The organism is Erythrobacter rubeus, assembly GCF_014705715.1.
In the GTDB taxonomy this organism is placed as follows: domain Bacteria; phylum Pseudomonadota; class Alphaproteobacteria; order Sphingomonadales; family Sphingomonadaceae; genus Erythrobacter; species Erythrobacter rubeus.
The window spans coordinates 1,100,257-1,119,843 of record NZ_JACXLC010000001.1; the positions used below are offsets into that span (position 1 = coordinate 1,100,257).

Genomic DNA, 19,587 nt, shown 5'->3' on the forward strand with positions numbered 1-19,587 from the left:
GGTCTTTATCGCTGTCTCAGCCAATCGTGATGAGACCGGAGGAGACGATCAATGAGCGGCGGCACGCTCGTTCTTGCCGTTGCGGGCATCTTCGGCTTCTTCGTGGGCGCCTATCTCGCCGCGACCGGAGATCACCGGACCGGTGTCATGATGATGGCCTTGGGACTGATGTTCCAGGTATTGTGCCTGCGCCAATTGCGGCAGGCAAGATTGAAGGATCAGCACGATGCTCGCCGATAAGGACCGCATCTTCACCAATGTTTATGGCTTTCAGGATTGGGGTCTGAATGCAGCGCAGGCGCGCGGCGATTGGGACAACACTAAGGCGCTGATCGAGCGCGGCCAGGATGCGATCATCGAAGAGATCAAGACGTCCGGCCTGCGCGGGCGGGGCGGGGCGGGTTTTCCCACCGGTCTTAAATGGTCGTTCATGCCAAAAGAGAGCAAGGACGGTCGGCCAAGTTTTCTAGTCATCAATGCCGACGAATCCGAGCCAGGTTCGTGCAAGGATCGCGAGATCATCCGCCACGATCCGCACAAGCTGATCGAAGGCGCGCTCGTCGCCGGCTTCGCGATGCGTGCGCGTGCGGCCTACATTTATATCCGTGGTGAATATATCCGCGAGGCTGAGACGCTCCAGAAAGCTATAGACGAAGCATACGATGCGGGTTTGATCGGCAAGGATGCCAGCGGCTCGGGCTACGACTTCGACGTCTTCATGCATCGCGGCGCAGGCGCCTATATCTGCGGCGAAGAGACCGCGATGATCGAAAGCCTTGAAGGCAAGAAAGGTCAGCCGCGCCTCAAACCGCCGTTCCCGGCAGGCGCGGGGCTCTACGGCTGCCCGACCACCGTGAACAATGTCGAGAGTATCGCGGTTGTGCCCACGATCCTAAGGCGCGGCGGTGACTGGTTTGCGAGCTTCGGGCGCGAGGGCAATCACGGCACCAAGCTGTTCCAGATCAGCGGCCATGTCGACAAACCCTGCGTCGTCGAAGAGGAAATGAGCATTCCCTTCCGCGAGCTGATCGAGAAGCATTGCGGCGGCATTCGCGGCGGGTGGGATAACCTCCTGGCGGTGATCCCCGGAGGCTCCTCGGTCCCGCTGGTTCCGGCCGAGCAAATCATGGACGCCCCGATGGACTTTGACGGGCTGAAAGAGCTTGGTTCCGGCCTCGGCACCGCGGCGGTCATCGTCATGGACAAGTCCACCGATATCGTCCGCGCGATCAGCCGCATCAGCTACTTCTACAAGCATGAAAGCTGCGGCCAGTGCACGCCGTGCCGCGAGGGCACGGGCTGGATGTGGCGCATGATGGAGCGCCTGCGCACCGGCGATGCGGCAATCGAAGAAATCGACATGCTGCAAGAGGTGACCAAGCAGGTCGAGGGCCACACTATCTGTGCCCTAGGCGACGCGGCTGCATGGCCGATTCAGGGCCTCATCCGGCATTTCCGCCCAGAGCTGGAGAAGCGCATCCACGATCATAACGCACAATTCGCGGAGGCGGCGGAGTGATGCATATCGCCGAACTCAACATTGGTCGTTTCAAATTCCCGACCGACGATCCGCGCATGGCTGGCTTCATGGACAACCTTGATCTTGTGAACGGCATTGCCGAGCGCAGCCCGGGATTTGTCTGGCGGCTCAAAGACGACAGCAACAACGCTACCAGTTTCCGCATTGGCGATGATATGGCGGTCAATCTGTCGGTATGGGGAGATGCTGCTTCCTTGGAGCACTTCGTCTTCAGCACGCTTCATGAAAAGTTCTATCGCGGAAAAGACAAATGGTTCGAGGCAGCTCATGAAGCGCACCTTGTCTTCTGGTACGTGCCTGAGGGGCATGAGCCGACGCTCGACGAAGCGTGGGAACGCCTTCAGGATTACCAGCAGAATGGCGCTACGGAGCGCGCATTTGGCTGGGAGCCAATTATGGATGCCGAGCGCATGAGCGCGGTCCGATGTGCGGTAGGAAATTAAATGCCTAAAGTCACCGTAGACGGCGAAGAAATCGAAGTCCCGGCAGGGGCCACTGTCCTTCAGGCTTGCGAGCTTGCGGGTAAGGAAATCCCGCGTTTCTGCTATCATGAGCGCCTGAGCATCGCGGGCAATTGCCGCATGTGCCTCGTCGAAGTGAAGCCGGGTCCGCCCAAGCCGCAGGCCTCCTGCGCGCTGCCTGCTGCCGACAATCAGGAAATCCGCACCGACACGCCGATGGTGAAGAAGGCGCGCGAAGGGGTGATGGAGTTTCTCCTCATCAACCACCCGCTCGATTGCCCGATTTGTGATCAGGGCGGCGAGTGCGATCTGCAGGACCAGGCGGTGGCCTATGGCCGCGGCGGTTCGCGTTATGAGCGCGAGAACAAGCGCGCCGTGACCGAGAAGTATATGGGACCGCTGATCAAGACGATCATGACCCGCTGCATCCACTGCACCCGCTGCGTGCGCTTCTCGGAAGAGATCGCGGGCGTGGACGAAATCGGCGCGCTCTATCGCGGCGAGGATATGCAGATCACGACCTATCTGGAACAGGCCGCGGCACATGAGCTGAGCGCGAACGTGATCGACCTGTGCCCGGTCGGCGCTTTGACGTCGCGGCCCTACGCCTTCGAGGCGCGTCCGTGGGAGCTGAAGCGGACACTCAGTATCGACGTGTCGGACGCGGTTGGCGCCAATATTTCGCTGCATTCGAAGGGCCGCGAAGTCATGCGCGCGCTCCCCCGCATCAACGATGACGTCAACGAGGAATGGCTGTCGGACAAAGGCCGCTACCAGGTCGATGGTCTGTCGAAGCGCCGTCTCGACAAAGTTTTCATGCGGAAAGGTGGCAAGCTGCAGCCCGTGGCATGGAACGAAGCGTTTGACGCCGTTGCGGCGCAGCTCGGCACGGCGAAATCCAGCATCGCCGCAGTGGCAGGTGACATGGTCGATTGCGAAACCATGTTTGCCGCCAAGAGCCTGCTGAAGGCGTGCGGATCGACCCAAATCGAAGCGCGCCAGACCGGCATGACGTATGATGTCAGCAATATCGCCGCGGTGAACTTCAATTCGACGCTGGCCGGCATCGAGACTGCCGACGCAATCCTGATCGTGGGTTCGCACATCCGCTGGGAAGCGGCTCTGGTGAACGCCCGTATTCGCAAGGCCGTGAAGGCCGGGGCGAAGGTGTTCGTCGTTGGGCCGGAATGGGAGACTACCTATCCGGCTGAATTCCTCGGCGAAGACCTGAAGGTTTTGAACCGGGTGCCCAAGGCTCTTGGCGATGCGATGAAGGCGGCCGAGCGTCCGGCGGTGATCCTGGGCGGAGCGGCTTTGTCCAAGGGGGCGCTGGCACCGGCATTGAAGCTGGTCGACAAGTTCGGGCTCGTCAAAGATGGGTGGAACGGCTTCAACGTGCTGCACATGAGCGCTGCGCGTATGGGCTCGCTTATGCTCGGTTTTACCGTGCCGGGCGGAATGGCGGACATCGCGGCGAAGGCGCCCAAGGTGCTGCTCAGCATCGGCGCGGACGAAATGGACTACGAACCCTTCGCCGACAGCCTGAAGGTATATATCGGTCATCACGGCGATCGCGGCGCGCATGCGGCCGACATCATCCTGCCCGCGGCCAGCTATGCCGAAAAAGACGGGACCTACGTCAACACCGAAGGGCGTGTGCAGTTCGCCGAAAAGGCTGTGTTCGCGCCGGGCGATGCGCGTGAAGACTGGACGATCCTGCGCGCGCTCGCGGATGCACTGGGTGTAAATGTCGGGTTCGACAGCTTCACTGAGCTTCAGGGCAAGATGATCGCCGCAGTGCCCGCGCTGGGTGAAGAGGGCCTCGCCGATTATGGCGCGCTGCCCGAGGCAGATGCGAACGGGAAGGCGGAAGGTACGATCAGCACCTATCCCATCGCGGATTTCTACCTCACGAACCCCATCGCACGCGCAAGTGCGGTGATGCAGCAGTGTTCGGCTGAGTTGCTTCACGCAGATGAAATCAAGGAAGCTGCGGAATGACTGAGCTTCCGATTCTTCTGCGTCGGCTACCTTACGCGTTCTACACTTTCGCAGTGCTTGCGGGTCTTTGGCGTATATACAACGAAATCAGTTTGGTGGAGGCGACATATGCCTACGCTGATTCAGTCGGACCGTTCGAGAAAGCACGATTTGTTGCGCGCTCAACCGCTGTTTATTGGGGCATTACCGAGGCTGCCTACTTGGTATCTAGCGGTGCTTTCATACACCTTCTGATAGCAATTTTTGACAAGATGAAAGGTCCGGAAGCGTGACCGAATTCTTCCAGAACCTCGGCCTCTCCTATGAGTGGGCCTGGACGGTGGCAACGCTGGTCGGGATCATCACGATCTCGCTGCTCGTCATGTTCAGCGTCGCGATGGTGATCTATGTCGACCGCAAGGTGCTGGGCGCGATCATGATGCGGCGCGGTCCGAATGTGGTCGGACCTTTCGGTTTGCTCCAATCCTTCGCCGACGGGCTCAAGGTCTTCCTGCAGGAAACCATCATCCCAAGCGCTGCAAACAAGGGCATTTTCCTGCTCGCGCCGATCATCACCTTCACGGTGGCGCTCGCCGCGTGGGCCGTGATCCCGTTCGATGCAGGCGTGGTGGTGTCGGACATCAATGTCGGCCTGCTCTACATCCTCGCGATCTCCTCGCTCGGTGTGTACGGCGTGGTCATGAGCGGGTGGGCGTCGAACTCCAAATACCCGTTCTTCTCCGCCATGCGCGCCGCCGCACAGATGATCTCCTACGAGGTGTCGATCGGTTTCGTGCTGGTCTGCGTGGTGCTGTTCGCGGGTACATTCAACATGAGCGGCATCGTGATGGCGCAGAAGGGGCACGGCCTCGGCTTCATCAACGGCTTCTTCGTCAATCCGCTGCTGTTCCCGATGTTTGTGGTGTTCTTCATCTCTGCGCTCGCAGAAACCGCGCGTGCGCCGTTTGACCTGACCGAGGCGGAATCCGAGCTCGTCGCCGGGTATCAGACCGAGTATTCCAGCATGAGCTTCGCGCTGTTCTGGCTCGGCGAGTATGCGAACATCCTGCTGATGTGCTCGCTCTGCACGCTGCTGTTCATGGGCGGTTGGCTGCCACCGATCGAGTGGGCGCCGCTCTATTATGTGCCGGGGATCGTGTGGTTCCTGGTGAAGACGTTCTTCTTCTTTTTCCTCTTCAGCTGGATCTGGGCGACCGTTCCGCGGTACCGCTATGACCAGCTGATGCGGCTTGGCTGGAAAGTGTTCCTGCCGATGAGCCTGATTTTTGTCGCACTAATCTCCGGCTACCTGATGGCCACAGGGCATTTCTCATGACCACCGCAACACAGCTCCTTAAATCGTTCACGCTGTTCGAATTCCTGAAAGCGCATGCGCTGACTTTGAAGTACTTCTTCAAGCCCAAGGTGACGATCAACTACCCGTTCGAGAAATCACCGCTCAGCCCGCGCTTTCGCGGAGAGCATGCGCTTCGCCGTTATCCGAACGGCGAAGAACGCTGCATCGCGTGCAAGCTGTGCGAAGCCGTCTGCCCCGCGCAGGCTATCACGATCGAGAGCGAGCCGCGCGAAGACGGGAGCCGCCGCACGACGCGCTACGACATCGACATGACAAAGTGCATCTATTGCGGGTTCTGCCAGGAAGCCTGCCCCGTCGATGCAATCGTCGAAGGGCCGAACTTCGAATACGCCACCGAAACCCGCGAGGAGCTGCTCTATGACAAGGCCAAGCTGCTTGCGAATGGTGACAAATGGGAACGGGCCATCGCAGCCAATCTTGAAGCCGACGCGCCCTATCGTTAAGGGCGCGCCCAAGCCAGATAATGGCGGGACGGAAAAACAGGGATCATGATTCAAGCATTAGCATTCTACCTGTTCGCAGGTCTGGTCATCGCAAGCGCCGTCATGGTCATCATGTCGCGCAACCCGGTGCACAGCGTTCTGTGGCTGATCCTCGCCTTCTTCAACGCTGCGGGCCTCATGGTCCTTGTCGGCGCGGAATTCATCGCGATGCTGCTGGTGATCGTTTACGTCGGCGCGGTCGCGGTGCTGTTCCTGTTCGTCGTGATGATGCTCGACATCGATTTTGCGGCGATGCGTGCTGGCTTCATCAAGAACTTCCCGCTGGGCATCGCGATTGCGGCAATCCTCCTCGCAGAACTGCTGCTGGGCATTGGCGCTTACAATGCTGGCGGGCTGGAGCTCGGCACACCTGACGGTGCGGCGACGCAGGGCGTAGGGCAGAGTAATATCGAGGCGATCGGCGGGCTCCTTTATGGCCGGTATATCCTGCTGTTCGAAGTCGCCGGGATCATCCTGCTCGTGGCGATGATCGGCGCAATCGTGCTGACCTTCCAGCCACCGAAGCCGGGTGCGCGTGGCCGCCAGAATGTCGGTAAGCAGATCGCCCGCCGCCCGCACGAGGCAACTGTCATGAAAAACCCGGAAGTCGGGCAGGGGGTAGAGTTGTGATCGGCGTAGAGCACTACCTCGTCGTGGGCGCGATCCTGTTCGTGCTGGGCGTGCTGGGTATCTTCCTCAACCGCAAGAACGTGATCGTTATCCTGATGGCGGTCGAGCTCATCCTGCTCGCGGTGAACATCAACCTCGTCGCGTTCAGCGCGTTCATGGATGATCTGGTCGGTCAGGTCTTTGCCATGCTGGTGCTGACTGTCGCTGCGGCGGAAGCGGCCATCGGGCTCGCGATACTCGTCATCTATTTCCGCGGCCGCGGCACCATCGCGGTCGACGATGTGAACCGGATGAAGGGATAAGCACCGGTGCAGACCCAGATCCTCATCATCGTATTCCTGCCCCTGCTCGCGTCTATCGTGGCTGGGCTGGTGAACAAGAATGCGCCGAGCGTCTTTGCGAAGTCGATCACCACCGGCGCTCTGTTCGTTTCGGCGGCGCTGAGCTGGCCGATTTTCCTCGGCTTTCTGAGCGGGAGTGCGACTGCCGAAGTCGTGCCGGTGCTCAAATGGGTACAATCGGGCGACATGACGTTCGATTGGGCGCTGCGCGTCGATGCGCTGACCGCCGTCATGCTTGTCGTCATCAACAGCGTTTCCGCGCTCGTGCACCTCTATTCGTGGGGGTACATGGAGGAAGACCCGGATCAGCCGCGCTTCTTCGCCTACCTGTCGCTTTTCACCTTCGCGATGCTGATGCTGGTGACGGCCGACAATCTCGTCCAGATGTTCTTCGGTTGGGAAGGGGTGGGGCTCGCCTCGTACCTGCTGATCGGTTTCTGGTTCAAGAAACCGAGCGCAGGCGCCGCCGCGATCAAGGCTTTCGTAGTGAACCGCGTGGGCGACCTTGGCTTCATACTCGGCATCTTCGGCACGTTCCTGGTGTTCCAGACGACGTCGATCACCGAAATCCTCGAAGCCGCGCCAGCGATGTCCGGAACCACCATCGGCTTCCTCGGCATGCGCCTCTATACGATGGATATCCTGTGTATCCTGCTGTTCATCGGAGCGATGGGGAAGTCTGCGCAGCTGTTCCTGCACACTTGGCTGCCGGACGCGATGGAAGGCCCTACGCCGGTTTCGGCCCTGATCCACGCAGCGACCATGGTGACCGCCGGCGTGTTCATGGTGTGCCGCCTCTCGCCGATGTTCGAGACCGCGCCGACGGCGCTGGCGATCGTGACCGTGGTGGGCGCGGCGACGTGCTTCTTCGCGGCAACCATCGGCACGACGCAGTGGGACATCAAGCGCGTCATCGCCTATTCGACGTGCTCGCAGCTTGGCTACATGTTCTTTGCAGCGGGCGTCGGAGCGTATGGCGTCGCGATGTTCCACCTGTTCACGCACGCTTTCTTCAAAGCGCTGCTGTTCCTCGGCGCAGGTTCGGTCATCCACGCGATGCATCACGAACAGGACATGCGCTATTACGGCGACTTGCGTAAGAAAATCCCGATCACCTTCTGGGCGATGATGGCGGGCACGCTTGCGATCACCGGCGTCGGCGTATTGGGCGTGTTCGGCTTTGCGGGCTTCTATTCGAAAGACGCTATTCTCGAGGCGGCATGGGCGCGCGGCACCGGCATTTCGCAATTCGCCTTCTGGGCGGGTGCGGTCGCGGCGCTACTCACCAGCTTCTACAGCTGGCGGCTGATGTTCCTCACCTTCTGGGGCAAGCCGCGCTGGATCGAGAGCGAGCATATCCAGCACTCCGTCCACAAAACGCCCGAGGAGGCAGGCGCGGATACGACCGGCGGATACCACCCGCATGAAAGCCCGTGGTCGATGCTGATCCCGTTGCTGCTGCTGACAGTGGGCGCGGTGCTTGCCGGATACATCTACAAGTATCCGTTCATCGATGGGTCGGCGGATGCCGTAAACGGTGCGTTCTGGGGCGCTTCGATCTTCTTCAACGAATACCTCGTCCATGCGCTGCACGCCGTGCCGCTCTGGGTGAAGCTGACCGCGACGACCGTCATGATTGCGGGCTTTATCTGCGCCTACATCGCCTACATTGCAAAGCCCGACATTCCGGCGAAATTCGTCGAGAACTTCGGATGGCTGCACCGCTTCGTTTACAACAAGTGGTATTTCGACGAGCTCTATGATCGCATCTTCGTGAAGCCGGCCTTCTGGCTGGGCCGCCAGTTCTGGAAACTGGGCGACATCGGCACGATCGACCGCTTCGGCCCCAACGGCATCGCATGGGTGGTCGAGCGCAGCTCGGGCGCGGCGAAGACGATCCAGTCGGGCTATCTCTACACCTACGCGTTGATCATGCTGCTCGGCCTGATCGCGGCTATTACCTGGGTTCTCCTCTAATGGACGGCTTTCCGATCCTCACCACGATGATGCTGGTGCCTCTCGTGGGCGCAATCCTCTGCCTGTTCATCGGTGGAGCGGCCGCGCGCGGCGTCGCGCTCGCAGCGACGCTTGCGACTTTCGCGCTCGGCGTCCTGCTATGGGTAAATTACGACATCGGCGGAGCGCAGTGGCAGTTTACGGAACGGGCCGAATTGTTCGAGGGCTTTTCGTATGCTCTCGGGATAGACGGGATCGCCCTGATGCTGATCATGCTCAGCGTTTTCCTTATGCCGATCTGCATCCTCGCCAGCTGGACTTCGATCACCAAGCGTGTCGGCGAATACATGAGCGCCTTCCTGTTCATGGAAGTGCTGATGATCGGCGTGTTCGCTGCTCAGGACCTCTTCCTGTTCTACATCTTCTTCGAGGCCGGGCTGATCCCGATGTACCTCATCATCGGTGTGTGGGGCGGCGATAATCGCATCTACGCTAGCTACAAATTCTTCCTCTACACGCTGCTCGGATCGGTGCTGATGCTGATCGCGATGTTCTGGATGGTGGGCGAGGCTGGCACTTCCGACATTCCAACACTGATGCAGTACGATTTCCCGGCGGGCGCGCAGTTCTGGCTATTCCTCGCCTTCTTCGCGAGTTTCGCGGTGAAGATGCCGATGTGGCCGGTCCACACCTGGTTGCCTGACGCGCACGTTCAGGCACCGACCGCGGGATCCGTAATACTCGCAGGCGTGCTGCTGAAGCTCGGCGGGTATGGGTTCATCCGCTTCAGCCTGCCGATGTTTCCCGAGGCTTCGGGCGAGCTCGCCTGGCTGATCTTCGCATTGTCGATGGTTGCGGTGGTCTACACCTCGCTCGTCGCGCTGGTGCAGCAGGACATGAAGAAACTGATCGCCTATTCTTCCGTCGCGCACATGGCGCTGGTCACGGCAGGGCTGTTCGCATTCAACGTGCAGGGTCTCGAAGGTGCGATGATGATCATGCTCGGCCACGGTCTTGTTTCGGGCGCGCTCTTCCTGTGTGTCGGTGTGATCTACGACCGGCTGCATACCCGTGAGATCGACCGTTATGGCGGGCTCAGCATCAACATGCCGTATTACGCGCTCTTCTTCCTGCTGTTCATCATGGCGAGCGTTGGCCTTCCGGGGACGAGCAACTTCATCGGAGAATTCCTCGCGCTTGCCGGGATTTATCAGACCTCCACCTGGGTGGCCTTCGTTTGCACCACCGGCATCATTCTGGGCGCTGCTTACATGCTGTACCTTTATCGGCGCGTCGCTTTCGGTGCGCAGACAAACGAAGATGCGGCGGCCATGCCGGATATCAGCGCCCGCGAGTGGGCGATGATGGCGCCAATCGCGGCTGCTGTTTTGTGGATGGGCGTCTATCCAGAAAGCTTCCTCGCGCCCATGCGCGCTGACATTGCCGCACTCGACGCTCGTATCGCGTCGGCTGCTCCTGCAGATGACAGCCAGCTGGCCGATGGACCTGCGCGGACCGAAGCTGCCAACGCCATTGCGCATCAGGGGGGAGAGCACTGATGGATTTTGCTCCTTCCTTTGCGCTGATCGCGCCGGAACTGCTGCTGACCGGCGCGGGGCTCGCGCTGCTGATGGTCGCAGCCTGGGGCGGTGACAAAGCCGCGCGCTTCGTCGCCATCGCAGCGGCTGCTGCGCTGTTCGGCGCGGGCTTCATGCTGGTGCCTGGCCTGCACTTTGGAACCGACGGTCCCGAAACAATTGCGTTCGGCGGATTGATGCGGGTCGATAGCTTCGCGCTGTTTGCAAAGGCGCTGATCTATCTCGCTGCAATCGCCTGTCTGATGATCGCGCCTGCCTTCTTCAACTCGGCTGCTGCCGGTCAGGAACGCGGCCTGCGATCCGAATACCCTGTCCTGATCCTGTTCGCGGCGCTCGGCATGAACATCATGGTTTCGGCGGCCGATTTCATGACGCTTTACCTCGGGCTCGAGCTGAACAGTCTGGCTTCGTATGTGCTCGCGGCGATCCTTAGGCGTGACACACGCTCGGCTGAGGCAGGCCTCAAATACTTTGTCCTTGGCGCGCTCGCATCGGGCATTCTGCTTTATGGTATGAGCCTGCTTTACGGTTTCACCGGCGGCACCGACTTCGCGACCGTGCGCGCCGGATTGACAGGTGAGCTGGCGATCGGCGCCCTGTTAGGATTGATTTTCGTTCTGGCGGGCCTCGCGTTCAAGATAGCGGCGGTGCCGTTCCACATGTGGACGCCGGATGTCTACGAAGGCGCGCCCACGCCGGTGACGATGTTCTTTGCCACCGCGCCCAAAGTCGCTGCTGTCGCGCTCACGGCCCGCGTCGTGTTCGAAGTGTTCGGAGCGCAGGTGACGGCCTGGCAGCAGATCGTGATGTTCACCGCGCTTGCATCGATCATCTTCGGCGCGCTCGGGGCGATCGGGCAGGAAAACCTGAAGCGGCTGCTCGCCTACTCATCAATCAACAACGTCGGCTTCATCCTGCTCGGCCTCGCCGTTGCGAACGAAGCGGGGGCAAGCGCCATGCTGGTCTATCTCTTTATCTACGTGGCGATGAGCCTCGGCGGGTTTACAGCGCTGCTGATGCTCCGGAGCGAAGAGGGTGAACTGTTCGAAACCTTCGGTGACATTCGCGGGCTTTCGGTCACCCAGCCAGCGATTGCCTGGTGCCTGCTGCTTTTCATGTTCAGCCTCGCAGGGATCCCACCGCTGCTCGGTTTTTACAGCAAGTTTGTGGTGTTCCAAGCGACCGTCGAGGCCGGCCTGATCGCGTTCGGCGCCATCGCCATCGCCGCGAGCGTCATCGGCGCGTTCTATTACATCAAGTTCGTCAAGGTGATGTTCTTCGATGAACCCGCTGACGTGGTGAAGGGATCGAGCGGAACGGCGCATTGGGTGCTGCTGTTCCTGACCGCGGCGATCATCTCGCCGCTCGGATACCTGCTCACGCCATCGCTTACCGATCTGGCCGACAAGGCTGCAGCGGCGCTGTTCCTTGCCGTCTGATTTGGGCGGTTTGATCACTTTCGTCGAGGAAACGGGGTCGACCAACGCCGATCTCGCGGCTGCTGTCAGAGCGGGCGAGAGAGTAAATGAAGGCAGTTGGCTCGTTGCGGAGCGGCAAAATGCCGGCCGGGGGCGTCAGGGCCGCGAATGGTTCGACGGCTCGGGCAATTTCATGGGCTCCACTGTTGTCGCGATCAAGGCTGGCGATAAGCCCCCGGCAACGCTTTCGTTCGTGGCGGCCTTGTCGGTTTTCGAGGCCGCCAGCGATGCCGTGGGCGATGGTGCAAACGTCCAGCTCAAATGGCCGAATGACGTCATGCTGGAAGGCGCGAAGCTGTCGGGAATCCTGCTGGAAATGGTCGCGGAGCATGTCGTCGTGGGGATCGGCGTCAACCTTGCGCAAGCGCCTGATCTGGCTGAGCGCCGGATTGTCGCCATCGCCGATTTCGTCAAACCCCCGCCGCTGAGGGACTTTGCCGACGACTTGGCTAGAGTATTCGCGCGTGAGCTCCAATCGTGGCGTGACACCAGCCTTTCCGACATGCTCGAACGCTTTCTGGCATTGTCGATCCACTCTCAAGGAGCACCGATCCGGGTGCACGACGCGGACGGCGAGTTCGTGGAGGGCACCTTTGCCGGGTTAGAGGAAAGCGACGGAGCGCTCCGCCTCCGCTTGGCGGACGGCGCGGAACGTGTCATTCGCGCTGGTGACATAAGCTAAGGAGAGGCCGACATGCTGCTCGCCGCCGATGTAGGAAACACCAATGTCGTCTTTGCGCTGTTCGAACCGAACGGGAAGGGCGGCTTCGATGCGCGCGCACGTTGGCGCATCGCGAGCGACCCGCGGCGGACGGGCGATGAATACGCGGTCTGGCTGCTGCAACTGCTTTCGATCGAAGGGGTGGGGCGCGACGAGATCACGCAGATTGTGTACGCCTCGGTCGTACCGCGCGCAGACCACAACCTTTCGGTCCTTGCGCAGAAATATTTCGGGATCACCCCGCTCAAAGCAGGCGAGGGCAAGGCAGCGTGGCAGTTTGAGATCGATGTCGATCAGCCCAGCTCGCTGGGTGCGGACCGGGCCTTGAATATACTCGCCGCGCACCGCAAATATGGCGGAGACCTGATCGTGATCGATTTCGGCACCGCGACCAAATTCGAAGCGATCGACTTCAACGGCACGTATAAAGGCGGCTCCATCGCACCGGGGATCAACCTCTCCCTCGATGCGTTGGTGGGAAAGACGGCGAAGCTTCCGCGCATCGCGATCCGCGCGCCGGCCTCGAAAAGCGTTATCGGACGCAACACTGAGGACCAGATGCTGATCGGTGTGTTCTGGGGCTACGTCGCCATGATGGAAGGCATTGTTGAACGGATGCGAGCCGAAATCGGCAGACCTGCAAAGGTCGTCGCCACAGGCGGCCTCGCGATATTGTTCAACGATGCGACCGACATTTTCGATTACGTCGATGCGGACCTCACGATTGAGGGCCTCGCCATTCTGGCTGAGCAAGCATCGAACTGATTATCACTCAAATACAAAGATTTACATTGCTAAGTGAAAAAGAACTTCAAACCCGAGAACGAACTGCTTCTCCTCGCCCTCGGCGGCTCCGGAGAGATTGGCATGAACGTCAATCTGTATGGCTGCGACGGCAAATGGCTCATGGTCGATCTGGGCATGACCTTTTCCGGCAACGAATATCCCGGTGTCGACCTCGTCTTTGCCGATCTCGAATTTATCGAGGAGCGGACGCGCGACCTGCTGGGCATCGTGCTGACCCACGCGCATGAAGACCATATCGGGGCAGTGCCGTACTTTGCGGAAGAACTCGGCGTGCCGCTTTACGCGACGCCGTTCACCGCCGATCTGGTTGCGCGCAAGCTCGACGAGGCGGGATTGCTCGGCAAGGTCGAGCTCAACATCATTGAGGAAGACCACGGGCACCTGGATATCGGCCCCTTCTCGGTCACCTACATTCCGCTCGCGCATTCGATTGCCGAGGGTAACGCACTGCTGATCGATACGCCGTACGGACGGGTATTCCACACCGGCGACTGGAAGCTCGATGAAGAGCCGATCATCGGCGAACCCACTACCGAGGAAGAGTTGCGGGAGATCGGCGCCGAGGGCGTTCGCGCGCTCGTGTGCGATTCGACCAACGTCTTTAATCCTAATCCCTCAGGCTCCGAAGGGGCCGTGCATCAGGCGCTGATGGAAGAGGTCGCGAGGCACAGCGGGAAGCGTGTGCTAGTCACCACCTTCGCCAGCAATGTCGCGCGCCTCCAGACCCTTGGCGAAGTCGCGCGCGAGACCGGACGGCAGGTCTGCGTTGCTGGTCGTTCCCTCGATCGCATCATCGAGGTCGCCCAGGATAACGGTTATCTCGAGGACTTCCCCGAATCGGTCGATTTCGACACGGCGATGCGCCTGCCGCGCGGCGAGGTGCTTATCCTGGCCACCGGCGGGCAGGGCGAGCCGCGCGCCGCGCTCTCCCGCATCGCCGACGATAGCCATCCGATCGAGCTGACCGGAGGAGATGTCGTGCTTTTCTCCTCACGCCAGATCCCGGGTAACGAGATCGCGATCGGCAAAATTCAGAACATGCTGGCCGCTCGCGGGGTCACGATGGTGACCGATCGGCAGGCGGGCATTCATGTGTCGGGCCATCCGGGGCGCCCGGAACTCGAAGCGCTGTATGACTGGCTCAAACCAGAGGTGCTGGTTCCTGTGCACGGCGAGATCCGTCACATGCGCGAACAGGCGCGCGTCGGCAAGGCGAGCGGCATTCCGCATAACATCGTCCAGTCGAACGGCGACATCGTGCGCCTTGCGCCCGGAGAGCCGGGACGTTTGGCGCAGGTTCGCAGCGGACGACTTGTCCTTGATGGCGACATAATCACTCCGGCCGATGGCGAAGCGGTCACTATGCGCCGCCGGGTTGCTCACGAAGGCGCGATCGTCGTCGTGCTCTATCGCGGAGAGGCGCCTGCAATCGAGGCGATCGGCCTGCCGCTGGACGAAGACATGCCGGATTTCATCGCGGAAACACAGGACGATATTCTGAAAGCGATTGGCAAGTTGAAAGGCAAGAGCGCGCAGGATCCCGCCGCAGTTCATGAAGCGGCCCGGCTCGCAGCGCGGCGCGCAGCCCGCCGGTGGTCCGGGAAGAGCCCGCAGGTGCGGGTTATCATGCCGGGCCGGATCAAGGAAGGCCGCCGCTGATGGAATGGACGTCGATCCTTGCGATCTACTTCCTCATCTGGGTGATGACAGCGTTCATCATGCTGCCATTTGGCGTGCGCACCGCCGATGAAGCGGGCGTCGATACAGTGCCAGGGCAGGCCGAAAGCGCGCCGGTCAGCTTCAGGCCGGGCAAACTGGCCATCCGGGCGACGATCATCGCCAGCGTGCTTACAACCATCTTCGTGCTCAATTACGAATATGGCTGGGTTGGGGTGGACACCTTCGACATCCTCCCCGAACCGCCAACCCAACTGGGACCGCGCGATTAGCGGAAGCGTTCGATAGCCTGGGCGAGCACGACGTACAGCTTGCCCATATCCGAGCCCAGAAGCGTCACTCCAAGAGCGTTCCCGTCGCGTGTCGACAGCATCGATCGCAGCATCTGTTCGAAGTCGTGAATGTAGCGGCTGACGTTGCCCTTGAACGCGTCGTCGTTCTGATAAAGTTCGGCGATTTCGCGCGCTTCCCCATTGTCGATCAAGCGAACCGCACGGCGCGTGAATATGCCTCGATCCCCCTTCAGGTACGCATCCCATGCAGTGTCGGTCACATCCTGCGACAAGGCGCCGGTGATATCGATCGCATTGGAGTTCAGGCTGTCGGTGATCAAAGCCATCCGGCGCGCAAAGTCATTGTTGACCTGCTCCTCGGCTAGTTCGCGGGCGCGCGTTACACGCTGTTCGAGGTTGCCGGTCAGCTCGTTCACCTTGGCCAGCTGATCGCGCAGCTGCACGGTGGCTTCGCGCCCGACGCCCGACGCATGAGCGGCGGCCTGTTCAAGCTTGCCGATAGTTTCGGCGCTATTATTGCGCAGCGACCGCTCGAGTGCTTCGACGGCGTCCTCGCTGATAGTATCTGCAAGGCTGGCCACCTTTTCGCGGGCGCCTTCGTCCAAGGCAGTGAAGGCCGACCGGGTTGCCGTTTCCAGGCTGTTCAGAGCCTCGCGAAGCGTCTCCTGCGTTTTTTCACCAAAGGTATCGCCTTCGCTGGAGAGCTTGGCAAAGCCAGCGCGCAGGCCTTGCAATTTCGCGAGCGTATCTTCGCTTTGCTCGTTCAGCTTCGATTGCAGCGCGTCGATCGAGGAATCGGTTTCGCTCAACGCCTCCTGCGTTTTCACCAGATAGTCGCCAATATCGTTGCTCTGCTGGCTGGTCCGCATGATTGCGCTGCTGAGCGCCTCTGCGCGCTGTTCGACATTGCCAAGATCACCTGCAGCGACGCCGATTGCCTGGGGAAGATCCTCGCGGCTGTGCTTCGCGCCAGACTGGATGATTTCGAGCAGGCGGATGCCCGCATCGGTAAGGACGGTAAGCTGAGCCTCGGTTTCCGAAAGGGCTTCGCGCTTCTTGGCGAGCTGCTCGTCCAATTCGCGCATGCCGAGGCTGAGGGTCGAGCGCGTTTCGTCGCCCTGCTTGCCAATGTCGCTGATGAGCGAACCGAGCCTGTCGAGCTGCTCGGACATTTCCTGGCTGTGGGCCACAAGTTTCGCCGTCTCGACCGATTGCGCCTCGCGCCTGGTTGCGATCGCTTCGTCTAGCTCGGCAAGTCGCTGCGCCAGCACTTCGCTGGCCTGCGCCTCACGAGTATCGAAATCGGCCTGCCTGCGCTCCATTTCTTCGTTGAAGCGCTGATCACGCTGCGCAAGCATGTCGTCGAAACGGCTTGCTTCGTCCCGTAGCTCTTCGACCCGGCGCTTTGCCGCTGCAAGAGCGTGTTGATCGAGCTTGTCGAGCGATTCCACCGTCATGCCGACTTCGTCGTGTAAGCGCTCTTTCGATTGATGCAATTGCTCCATTGCGGCGACTTCGGCGTCGCGAAGCTTGGTCGAAACCGCTTTCGTCTCGGCCTGCAACAGGGTGATGCGCTCACTCAGCGCGCCCAAAGCGGTTTTCTCGGAGCTTTCGATCTCGCCGCGATAGGCTTCGGTTTGCGCTTGAAGCGTCTCGAAACGGTTCGTGACCAGCGCTTCGATCATCGAAAGCTGGGTTTCGAAGACCGACAGCGTTTCGCCCACGCGTTTGCCCAGTGCGTTCACCTGGACTTCGCTTGCCGATCCGAATTCGTTCAATCTCTGAAAGCCGCCAATGAGCTTCTCGACCTGCTCGTGTGCGGTACGACCGGCATTGCCGACTTGGTTCGACACGTCACGCGCGGAATTGGCCACGACGGGCAAATCGTCGCGCAGCTTTGTCATGTTGGACAGTGCAGCCTCGCTTGTGGTTCCGATCCGATCGACCTGCTCGCCATTGGTGGTGATCAGGTCTTGCAGTTCTGCAGCGTGGGCAGAGATTTTCTCGCTGGCGATGCGGCCAAGCGATTCCAGTTCAAGCGACTGAGCGCCAAGGAATTCCCGCGCAACGCTAAGCTCGCGGTTCACCACATTGAGGCGGCTTTCCAATCGCGCGCTCTCATGACTAAGCATCGCAGCAGTATCGGCGAACCGCCGCGCTTCCGAGCGGGAGTTGCGCATCGCGATCAGCCACGCGATCCCGATAAGCAGCACGGGAACCGACCAGTCGATGATCCAGCGCACCCACTGGGCAGGCGGTGTCTGGGGCGCGGCCAGCAATTCGGCGCGCATCGCCCATCCGTAAAGCCCGGTCCAACCCAGAACCGCCGTGATAGCGAGCGCCGGGACTATCCAGCCATAGCGCGCTGGCTCGGTCATCTCTTCGTAATGGTCATACGCCTCGTCTTCCATTTCAGGATAGAATTCGGCGTCCTCATAGGAAGCAGTCGTGCTCACTTCCTCGATTTCGGCGGCACTGCCATCAGGCTCTGGGCCGACGGCGCGAATGGGGTGATTTCCTCCGGTCATCTCAACAAGATATCACAGGATTCGTCTGGATAAACCCTGCTTTAACCTTACGGCGTTTAAGCCGCACGATATGGCTTATGAAAACGGCGCCCTCGATGCGAATCTCGCCGCTGCGGCGGGTGATGACCCTGCACTGATTCGGGAGCTTCGCGGCGCGTTTTACGAGAGTGCGAGCAAACAGCTTGATCTGCTCAAGCGGTCGCGTTGCGATGGCAACTGGAACGTTGCCGCGATGCGCCTCAAGGGGTTGGCTGCGAGTTTCCATGCACAGGACCTGCTGACGGCCGCCGAAAACGCGCTCGCCTCTGCACCAGGGGAACCTGCAGCGATCCGGGATATCGAGGACGTGCTGGGCCGATTTTCGGGCTGACACGCGCTTTTCGCGTCTACTCACGACGAAATCACGGCAAATCGCACCGCTTGCGCTTGAACGCGGCGTTGCAACACGCGTAGCGAGGGAGCCTCATTGGAAAGGTCCTGAGCTTGATCACCGCAGTCCTGTCGGCACGCAAACGCACCAATACCGGTGATCTGCGTGCGGGTTTGACGCTGAACGGGCGTTCCCTGCTGGTCTGGCAGGCCGAAACCGTGCGCAAATTAGGCTGTCAGAGATTCATCTGCCTGCATGAACATGCCGATGAAGGGGTGGCGCAACTTCGTGAGCATGTCGAGGTACTGGGCGGCGAATTTCACGCTGTTCGGACGCATGCCCAGCTGATTGCGCAGCTGCACTCCGACGATCTGCTGATTGTGATGGCGGACGGCCTGGTGGCGAACGACGACATTTGCGGCGAACTGCTCACGTCGCCGGCGGGCACATCCAAGGGTATCCTGACGGTTCCCGCTGACCATGAACTTGCTCGGAGCCTCCCGGAAGATTTCGAGCGGATCGATGCGACCCGCAACTGGGCCGGGATAGCGGTCCTTCAGGCCACGATTGCGCAGAGGCTCGGTGAGCTTCCTCCGGACGGCGAATTCCTCTCTTTGCTTCTCAGAATTGCACTTCAGGCTCGCACACCGATGGTGCCGCTGCCTGTGGAACAGTTGGATACCGTTGATTGGCTGATGGCGACCAGCGCGTCTGCGGTCGACGCGCATCAGCGCGGGATTATCGAGAAGCACTCCCCAAAGGCCAATTGGACCGCGCCCTTCGATGCTCTGGCTTCGCAAATCGTCCAGAAAGCTGCCTCGTTCGGTCTGGCGCGCGGGGGAATGGCATTAGTGGCGGGCGGGGCGGCATTGCTTGGCGTTGCCGGAGTCATCGCATGGAACGAGTTGGCGGGCGCGGCCCTGATCGTAGCTGCACTTGCAACGTTTCTTTTCAGTCTGGGCGCCCGCTGGGAGAGGCTTAAGTCGGCGATCCTTGCGTCGCAAAATGAGCACTCAAAACCGCATATTATCAGAGTGTTGTGTTCCATTGCTACGACTGCGCTTCTCATTCTGGCGGTCTCGCAAGAAGCGGGTCGCCTAGCGCTTCTGGCGCTTCCGGTTCTGGCCATCGGCCTCACTACACTTGCCAGCAAGGACAGTAGGCCGCTCGTCAGTGCTTTCTGGGAAGATAGGACGCTGAATCTTGCGTTTCTGGCCATATGCGCTTTTGGCGGCTTGCTCACGGAAGGTCTCGCGATCCTTTCGCTCGCCGCTTTGTCTCAGGTGATGCTGCGCACGGCGCGAGACTAAGCTAACGCGGCCTTAACCAAACCGGTATAAGGGCAGT

General features: G+C 60.5%; 19 protein-coding genes. 18 read left to right on the top strand and 1 reads right to left on the bottom strand.

Annotation, left to right across the window (positions count from 1 at the left end):
- Positions 1 to 51 precede the first annotated feature (51 nt).
- From IB285_RS05415 to IB285_RS05490, 16 genes are read left to right on the top strand one after another with little or no spacing between them, the layout of a single operon-like run.
- Positions 52 to 240 carry a hypothetical protein gene (locus IB285_RS05415; protein ID WP_190787213.1) on the top strand — a complete coding sequence of 63 codons (189 nt, stop codon included), beginning with the start codon at positions 52 to 54 and terminating at the stop codon, positions 238 to 240.
- Positions 227 to 1,519, top strand: a complete 1,293-nt coding sequence (nuoF, locus tag IB285_RS05420; RefSeq protein ID WP_190787214.1) for an NADH-quinone oxidoreductase subunit NuoF — start codon at positions 227 to 229, stop codon at positions 1,517 to 1,519. Before IB285_RS05415 ends, nuoF begins: the two co-directional genes overlap by 14 nt.
- Positions 1,519 to 1,983, top strand: coding sequence for a DUF3291 domain-containing protein (locus tag IB285_RS05425; RefSeq protein WP_190787215.1), 465 nt, complete (start codon positions 1,519 to 1,521; stop codon positions 1,981 to 1,983). The genes nuoF and IB285_RS05425 overlap by 1 nt, the downstream gene beginning before the upstream one ends.
- Positions 1,984 to 4,002, top strand: coding sequence for an NADH-quinone oxidoreductase subunit NuoG (nuoG, locus tag IB285_RS05430; RefSeq protein ID WP_190787216.1), 2,019 nt, complete (start codon positions 1,984 to 1,986; stop codon positions 4,000 to 4,002).
- Positions 3,999 to 4,274, top strand: coding sequence for a hypothetical protein (locus IB285_RS05435; RefSeq protein ID WP_190787217.1), 276 nt, complete (start codon positions 3,999 to 4,001; stop codon positions 4,272 to 4,274). The genes nuoG and IB285_RS05435 overlap by 4 nt, the downstream gene beginning before the upstream one ends.
- The gene (gene nuoH, locus IB285_RS05440; RefSeq protein ID WP_190787218.1) at positions 4,271 to 5,317 is read left to right on the top strand and encodes an NADH-quinone oxidoreductase subunit NuoH; all 1,047 of its coding nucleotides are present in this window, start codon (positions 4,271 to 4,273) and stop codon (positions 5,315 to 5,317) included. The genes IB285_RS05435 and nuoH overlap by 4 nt, the downstream gene beginning before the upstream one ends.
- On the top strand, positions 5,314 to 5,802 hold the full coding sequence (nuoI, locus tag IB285_RS05445) for an NADH-quinone oxidoreductase subunit NuoI (protein WP_190787219.1): 489 nt from the start codon (positions 5,314 to 5,316) through the stop codon (positions 5,800 to 5,802). Before nuoH ends, nuoI begins: the two co-directional genes overlap by 4 nt.
- A gap of 45 nt (positions 5,803 to 5,847) precedes the next feature.
- On the top strand, positions 5,848 to 6,471 hold the full coding sequence (locus IB285_RS05450; protein ID WP_190787220.1) for an NADH-quinone oxidoreductase subunit J: 624 nt from the start codon (positions 5,848 to 5,850) through the stop codon (positions 6,469 to 6,471).
- Positions 6,468 to 6,773 carry an NADH-quinone oxidoreductase subunit NuoK gene (gene nuoK / locus IB285_RS05455; protein WP_190787221.1) on the top strand — a complete coding sequence of 102 codons (306 nt, stop codon included), beginning with the start codon at positions 6,468 to 6,470 and terminating at the stop codon, positions 6,771 to 6,773. Before IB285_RS05450 ends, nuoK begins: the two co-directional genes overlap by 4 nt.
- Before the next feature lie 6 nt (positions 6,774 to 6,779).
- The gene (gene nuoL, locus IB285_RS05460) at positions 6,780 to 8,789 is read left to right on the top strand and encodes an NADH-quinone oxidoreductase subunit L (protein WP_190787222.1); all 2,010 of its coding nucleotides are present in this window, start codon (positions 6,780 to 6,782) and stop codon (positions 8,787 to 8,789) included.
- The gene (locus IB285_RS05465; RefSeq protein ID WP_190787223.1) at positions 8,789 to 10,327 is read left to right on the top strand and encodes an NADH-quinone oxidoreductase subunit M; all 1,539 of its coding nucleotides are present in this window, start codon (positions 8,789 to 8,791) and stop codon (positions 10,325 to 10,327) included. Before nuoL ends, IB285_RS05465 begins: the two co-directional genes overlap by 1 nt.
- Positions 10,327 to 11,805: an NADH-quinone oxidoreductase subunit NuoN gene (nuoN, locus tag IB285_RS05470; RefSeq protein WP_190787224.1), complete on the top strand. Its 1,479-nt coding sequence runs from the start codon at positions 10,327 to 10,329 to the stop codon at positions 11,803 to 11,805. The genes IB285_RS05465 and nuoN overlap by 1 nt, the downstream gene beginning before the upstream one ends.
- Before the next feature lie 10 nt (positions 11,806 to 11,815).
- On the top strand, positions 11,816 to 12,526 hold the full coding sequence (locus tag IB285_RS05475; RefSeq protein WP_190787225.1) for a biotin--[acetyl-CoA-carboxylase] ligase: 711 nt from the start codon (positions 11,816 to 11,818) through the stop codon (positions 12,524 to 12,526).
- 12 nt (positions 12,527 to 12,538) lie between these two features.
- Positions 12,539 to 13,330: a type III pantothenate kinase gene (locus tag IB285_RS05480; protein ID WP_190787226.1), complete on the top strand. Its 792-nt coding sequence runs from the start codon at positions 12,539 to 12,541 to the stop codon at positions 13,328 to 13,330.
- A 33-nt stretch (positions 13,331 to 13,363) separates the two neighbouring features.
- The gene (locus tag IB285_RS05485; RefSeq protein ID WP_190787227.1) at positions 13,364 to 15,031 is read left to right on the top strand and encodes a ribonuclease J; all 1,668 of its coding nucleotides are present in this window, start codon (positions 13,364 to 13,366) and stop codon (positions 15,029 to 15,031) included.
- Entirely contained in the window at positions 15,031 to 15,321 is a 291-nt protein-coding gene (locus IB285_RS05490) for a DUF1467 family protein (protein WP_190787228.1), read from the top strand. Before IB285_RS05485 ends, IB285_RS05490 begins: the two co-directional genes overlap by 1 nt.
- On the opposite strand, the gene IB285_RS05495 is transcribed toward IB285_RS05490, so the two are convergent.
- Positions 15,318 to 17,798 carry an ATPase gene (locus IB285_RS05495; RefSeq protein WP_190787229.1) on the bottom strand — a complete coding sequence of 827 codons (2,481 nt, stop codon included), beginning with the start codon at positions 17,796 to 17,798 and terminating at the stop codon, positions 15,318 to 15,320. The two genes, IB285_RS05490 and IB285_RS05495, sit on opposite strands and share 4 nt — an antisense overlap.
- Positions 17,799 to 17,940: 142 nt before the next feature.
- Between IB285_RS05495 and IB285_RS05500 the strand changes: the two genes are divergently transcribed.
- Entirely contained in the window at positions 17,941 to 18,240 is a 300-nt protein-coding gene (locus IB285_RS05500; protein ID WP_190787230.1) for an Hpt domain-containing protein, read from the top strand.
- 113 nt (positions 18,241 to 18,353) lie between these two features.
- Positions 18,354 to 19,550 carry a hypothetical protein gene (locus IB285_RS05505; protein ID WP_190787231.1) on the top strand — a complete coding sequence of 399 codons (1,197 nt, stop codon included), beginning with the start codon at positions 18,354 to 18,356 and terminating at the stop codon, positions 19,548 to 19,550.
- Positions 19,551 to 19,587: the final 37 nt, after the last annotated feature.

Bases quoted from the DNA above. Each gene is read 5' to 3' on its own strand.
- IB285_RS05415 (WP_190787213.1), top strand. From the start codon at position 52: ATGAGCGGCGGCACGCTCGTTCTTGCCGTTGCGGGCATCTTCGGCTTC.
- nuoF (WP_190787214.1), top strand. From the start codon at position 227: ATGCTCGCCGATAAGGACCGCATCTTCACCAATGTTTATGGCTTTCAG.
- IB285_RS05425 (WP_190787215.1), top strand. From the start codon at position 1,519: ATGCATATCGCCGAACTCAACATTGGTCGTTTCAAATTCCCGACCGAC.
- nuoG (WP_190787216.1), top strand. From the start codon at position 1,984: ATGCCTAAAGTCACCGTAGACGGCGAAGAAATCGAAGTCCCGGCAGGG.
- IB285_RS05435 (WP_190787217.1), top strand. From the start codon at position 3,999: ATGACTGAGCTTCCGATTCTTCTGCGTCGGCTACCTTACGCGTTCTAC.
- nuoI (WP_190787219.1), top strand. From the start codon at position 5,314: ATGACCACCGCAACACAGCTCCTTAAATCGTTCACGCTGTTCGAATTC.
- IB285_RS05450 (WP_190787220.1), top strand. From the start codon at position 5,848: ATGATTCAAGCATTAGCATTCTACCTGTTCGCAGGTCTGGTCATCGCA.
- IB285_RS05465 (WP_190787223.1), top strand. From the start codon at position 8,789: ATGGACGGCTTTCCGATCCTCACCACGATGATGCTGGTGCCTCTCGTG.
- nuoN (WP_190787224.1), top strand. From the start codon at position 10,327: ATGGATTTTGCTCCTTCCTTTGCGCTGATCGCGCCGGAACTGCTGCTG.
- IB285_RS05480 (WP_190787226.1), top strand. From the start codon at position 12,539: ATGCTGCTCGCCGCCGATGTAGGAAACACCAATGTCGTCTTTGCGCTG.
- IB285_RS05490 (WP_190787228.1), top strand. From the start codon at position 15,031: ATGGAATGGACGTCGATCCTTGCGATCTACTTCCTCATCTGGGTGATG.
- IB285_RS05500 (WP_190787230.1), top strand. From the start codon at position 17,941: ATGGCTTATGAAAACGGCGCCCTCGATGCGAATCTCGCCGCTGCGGCG.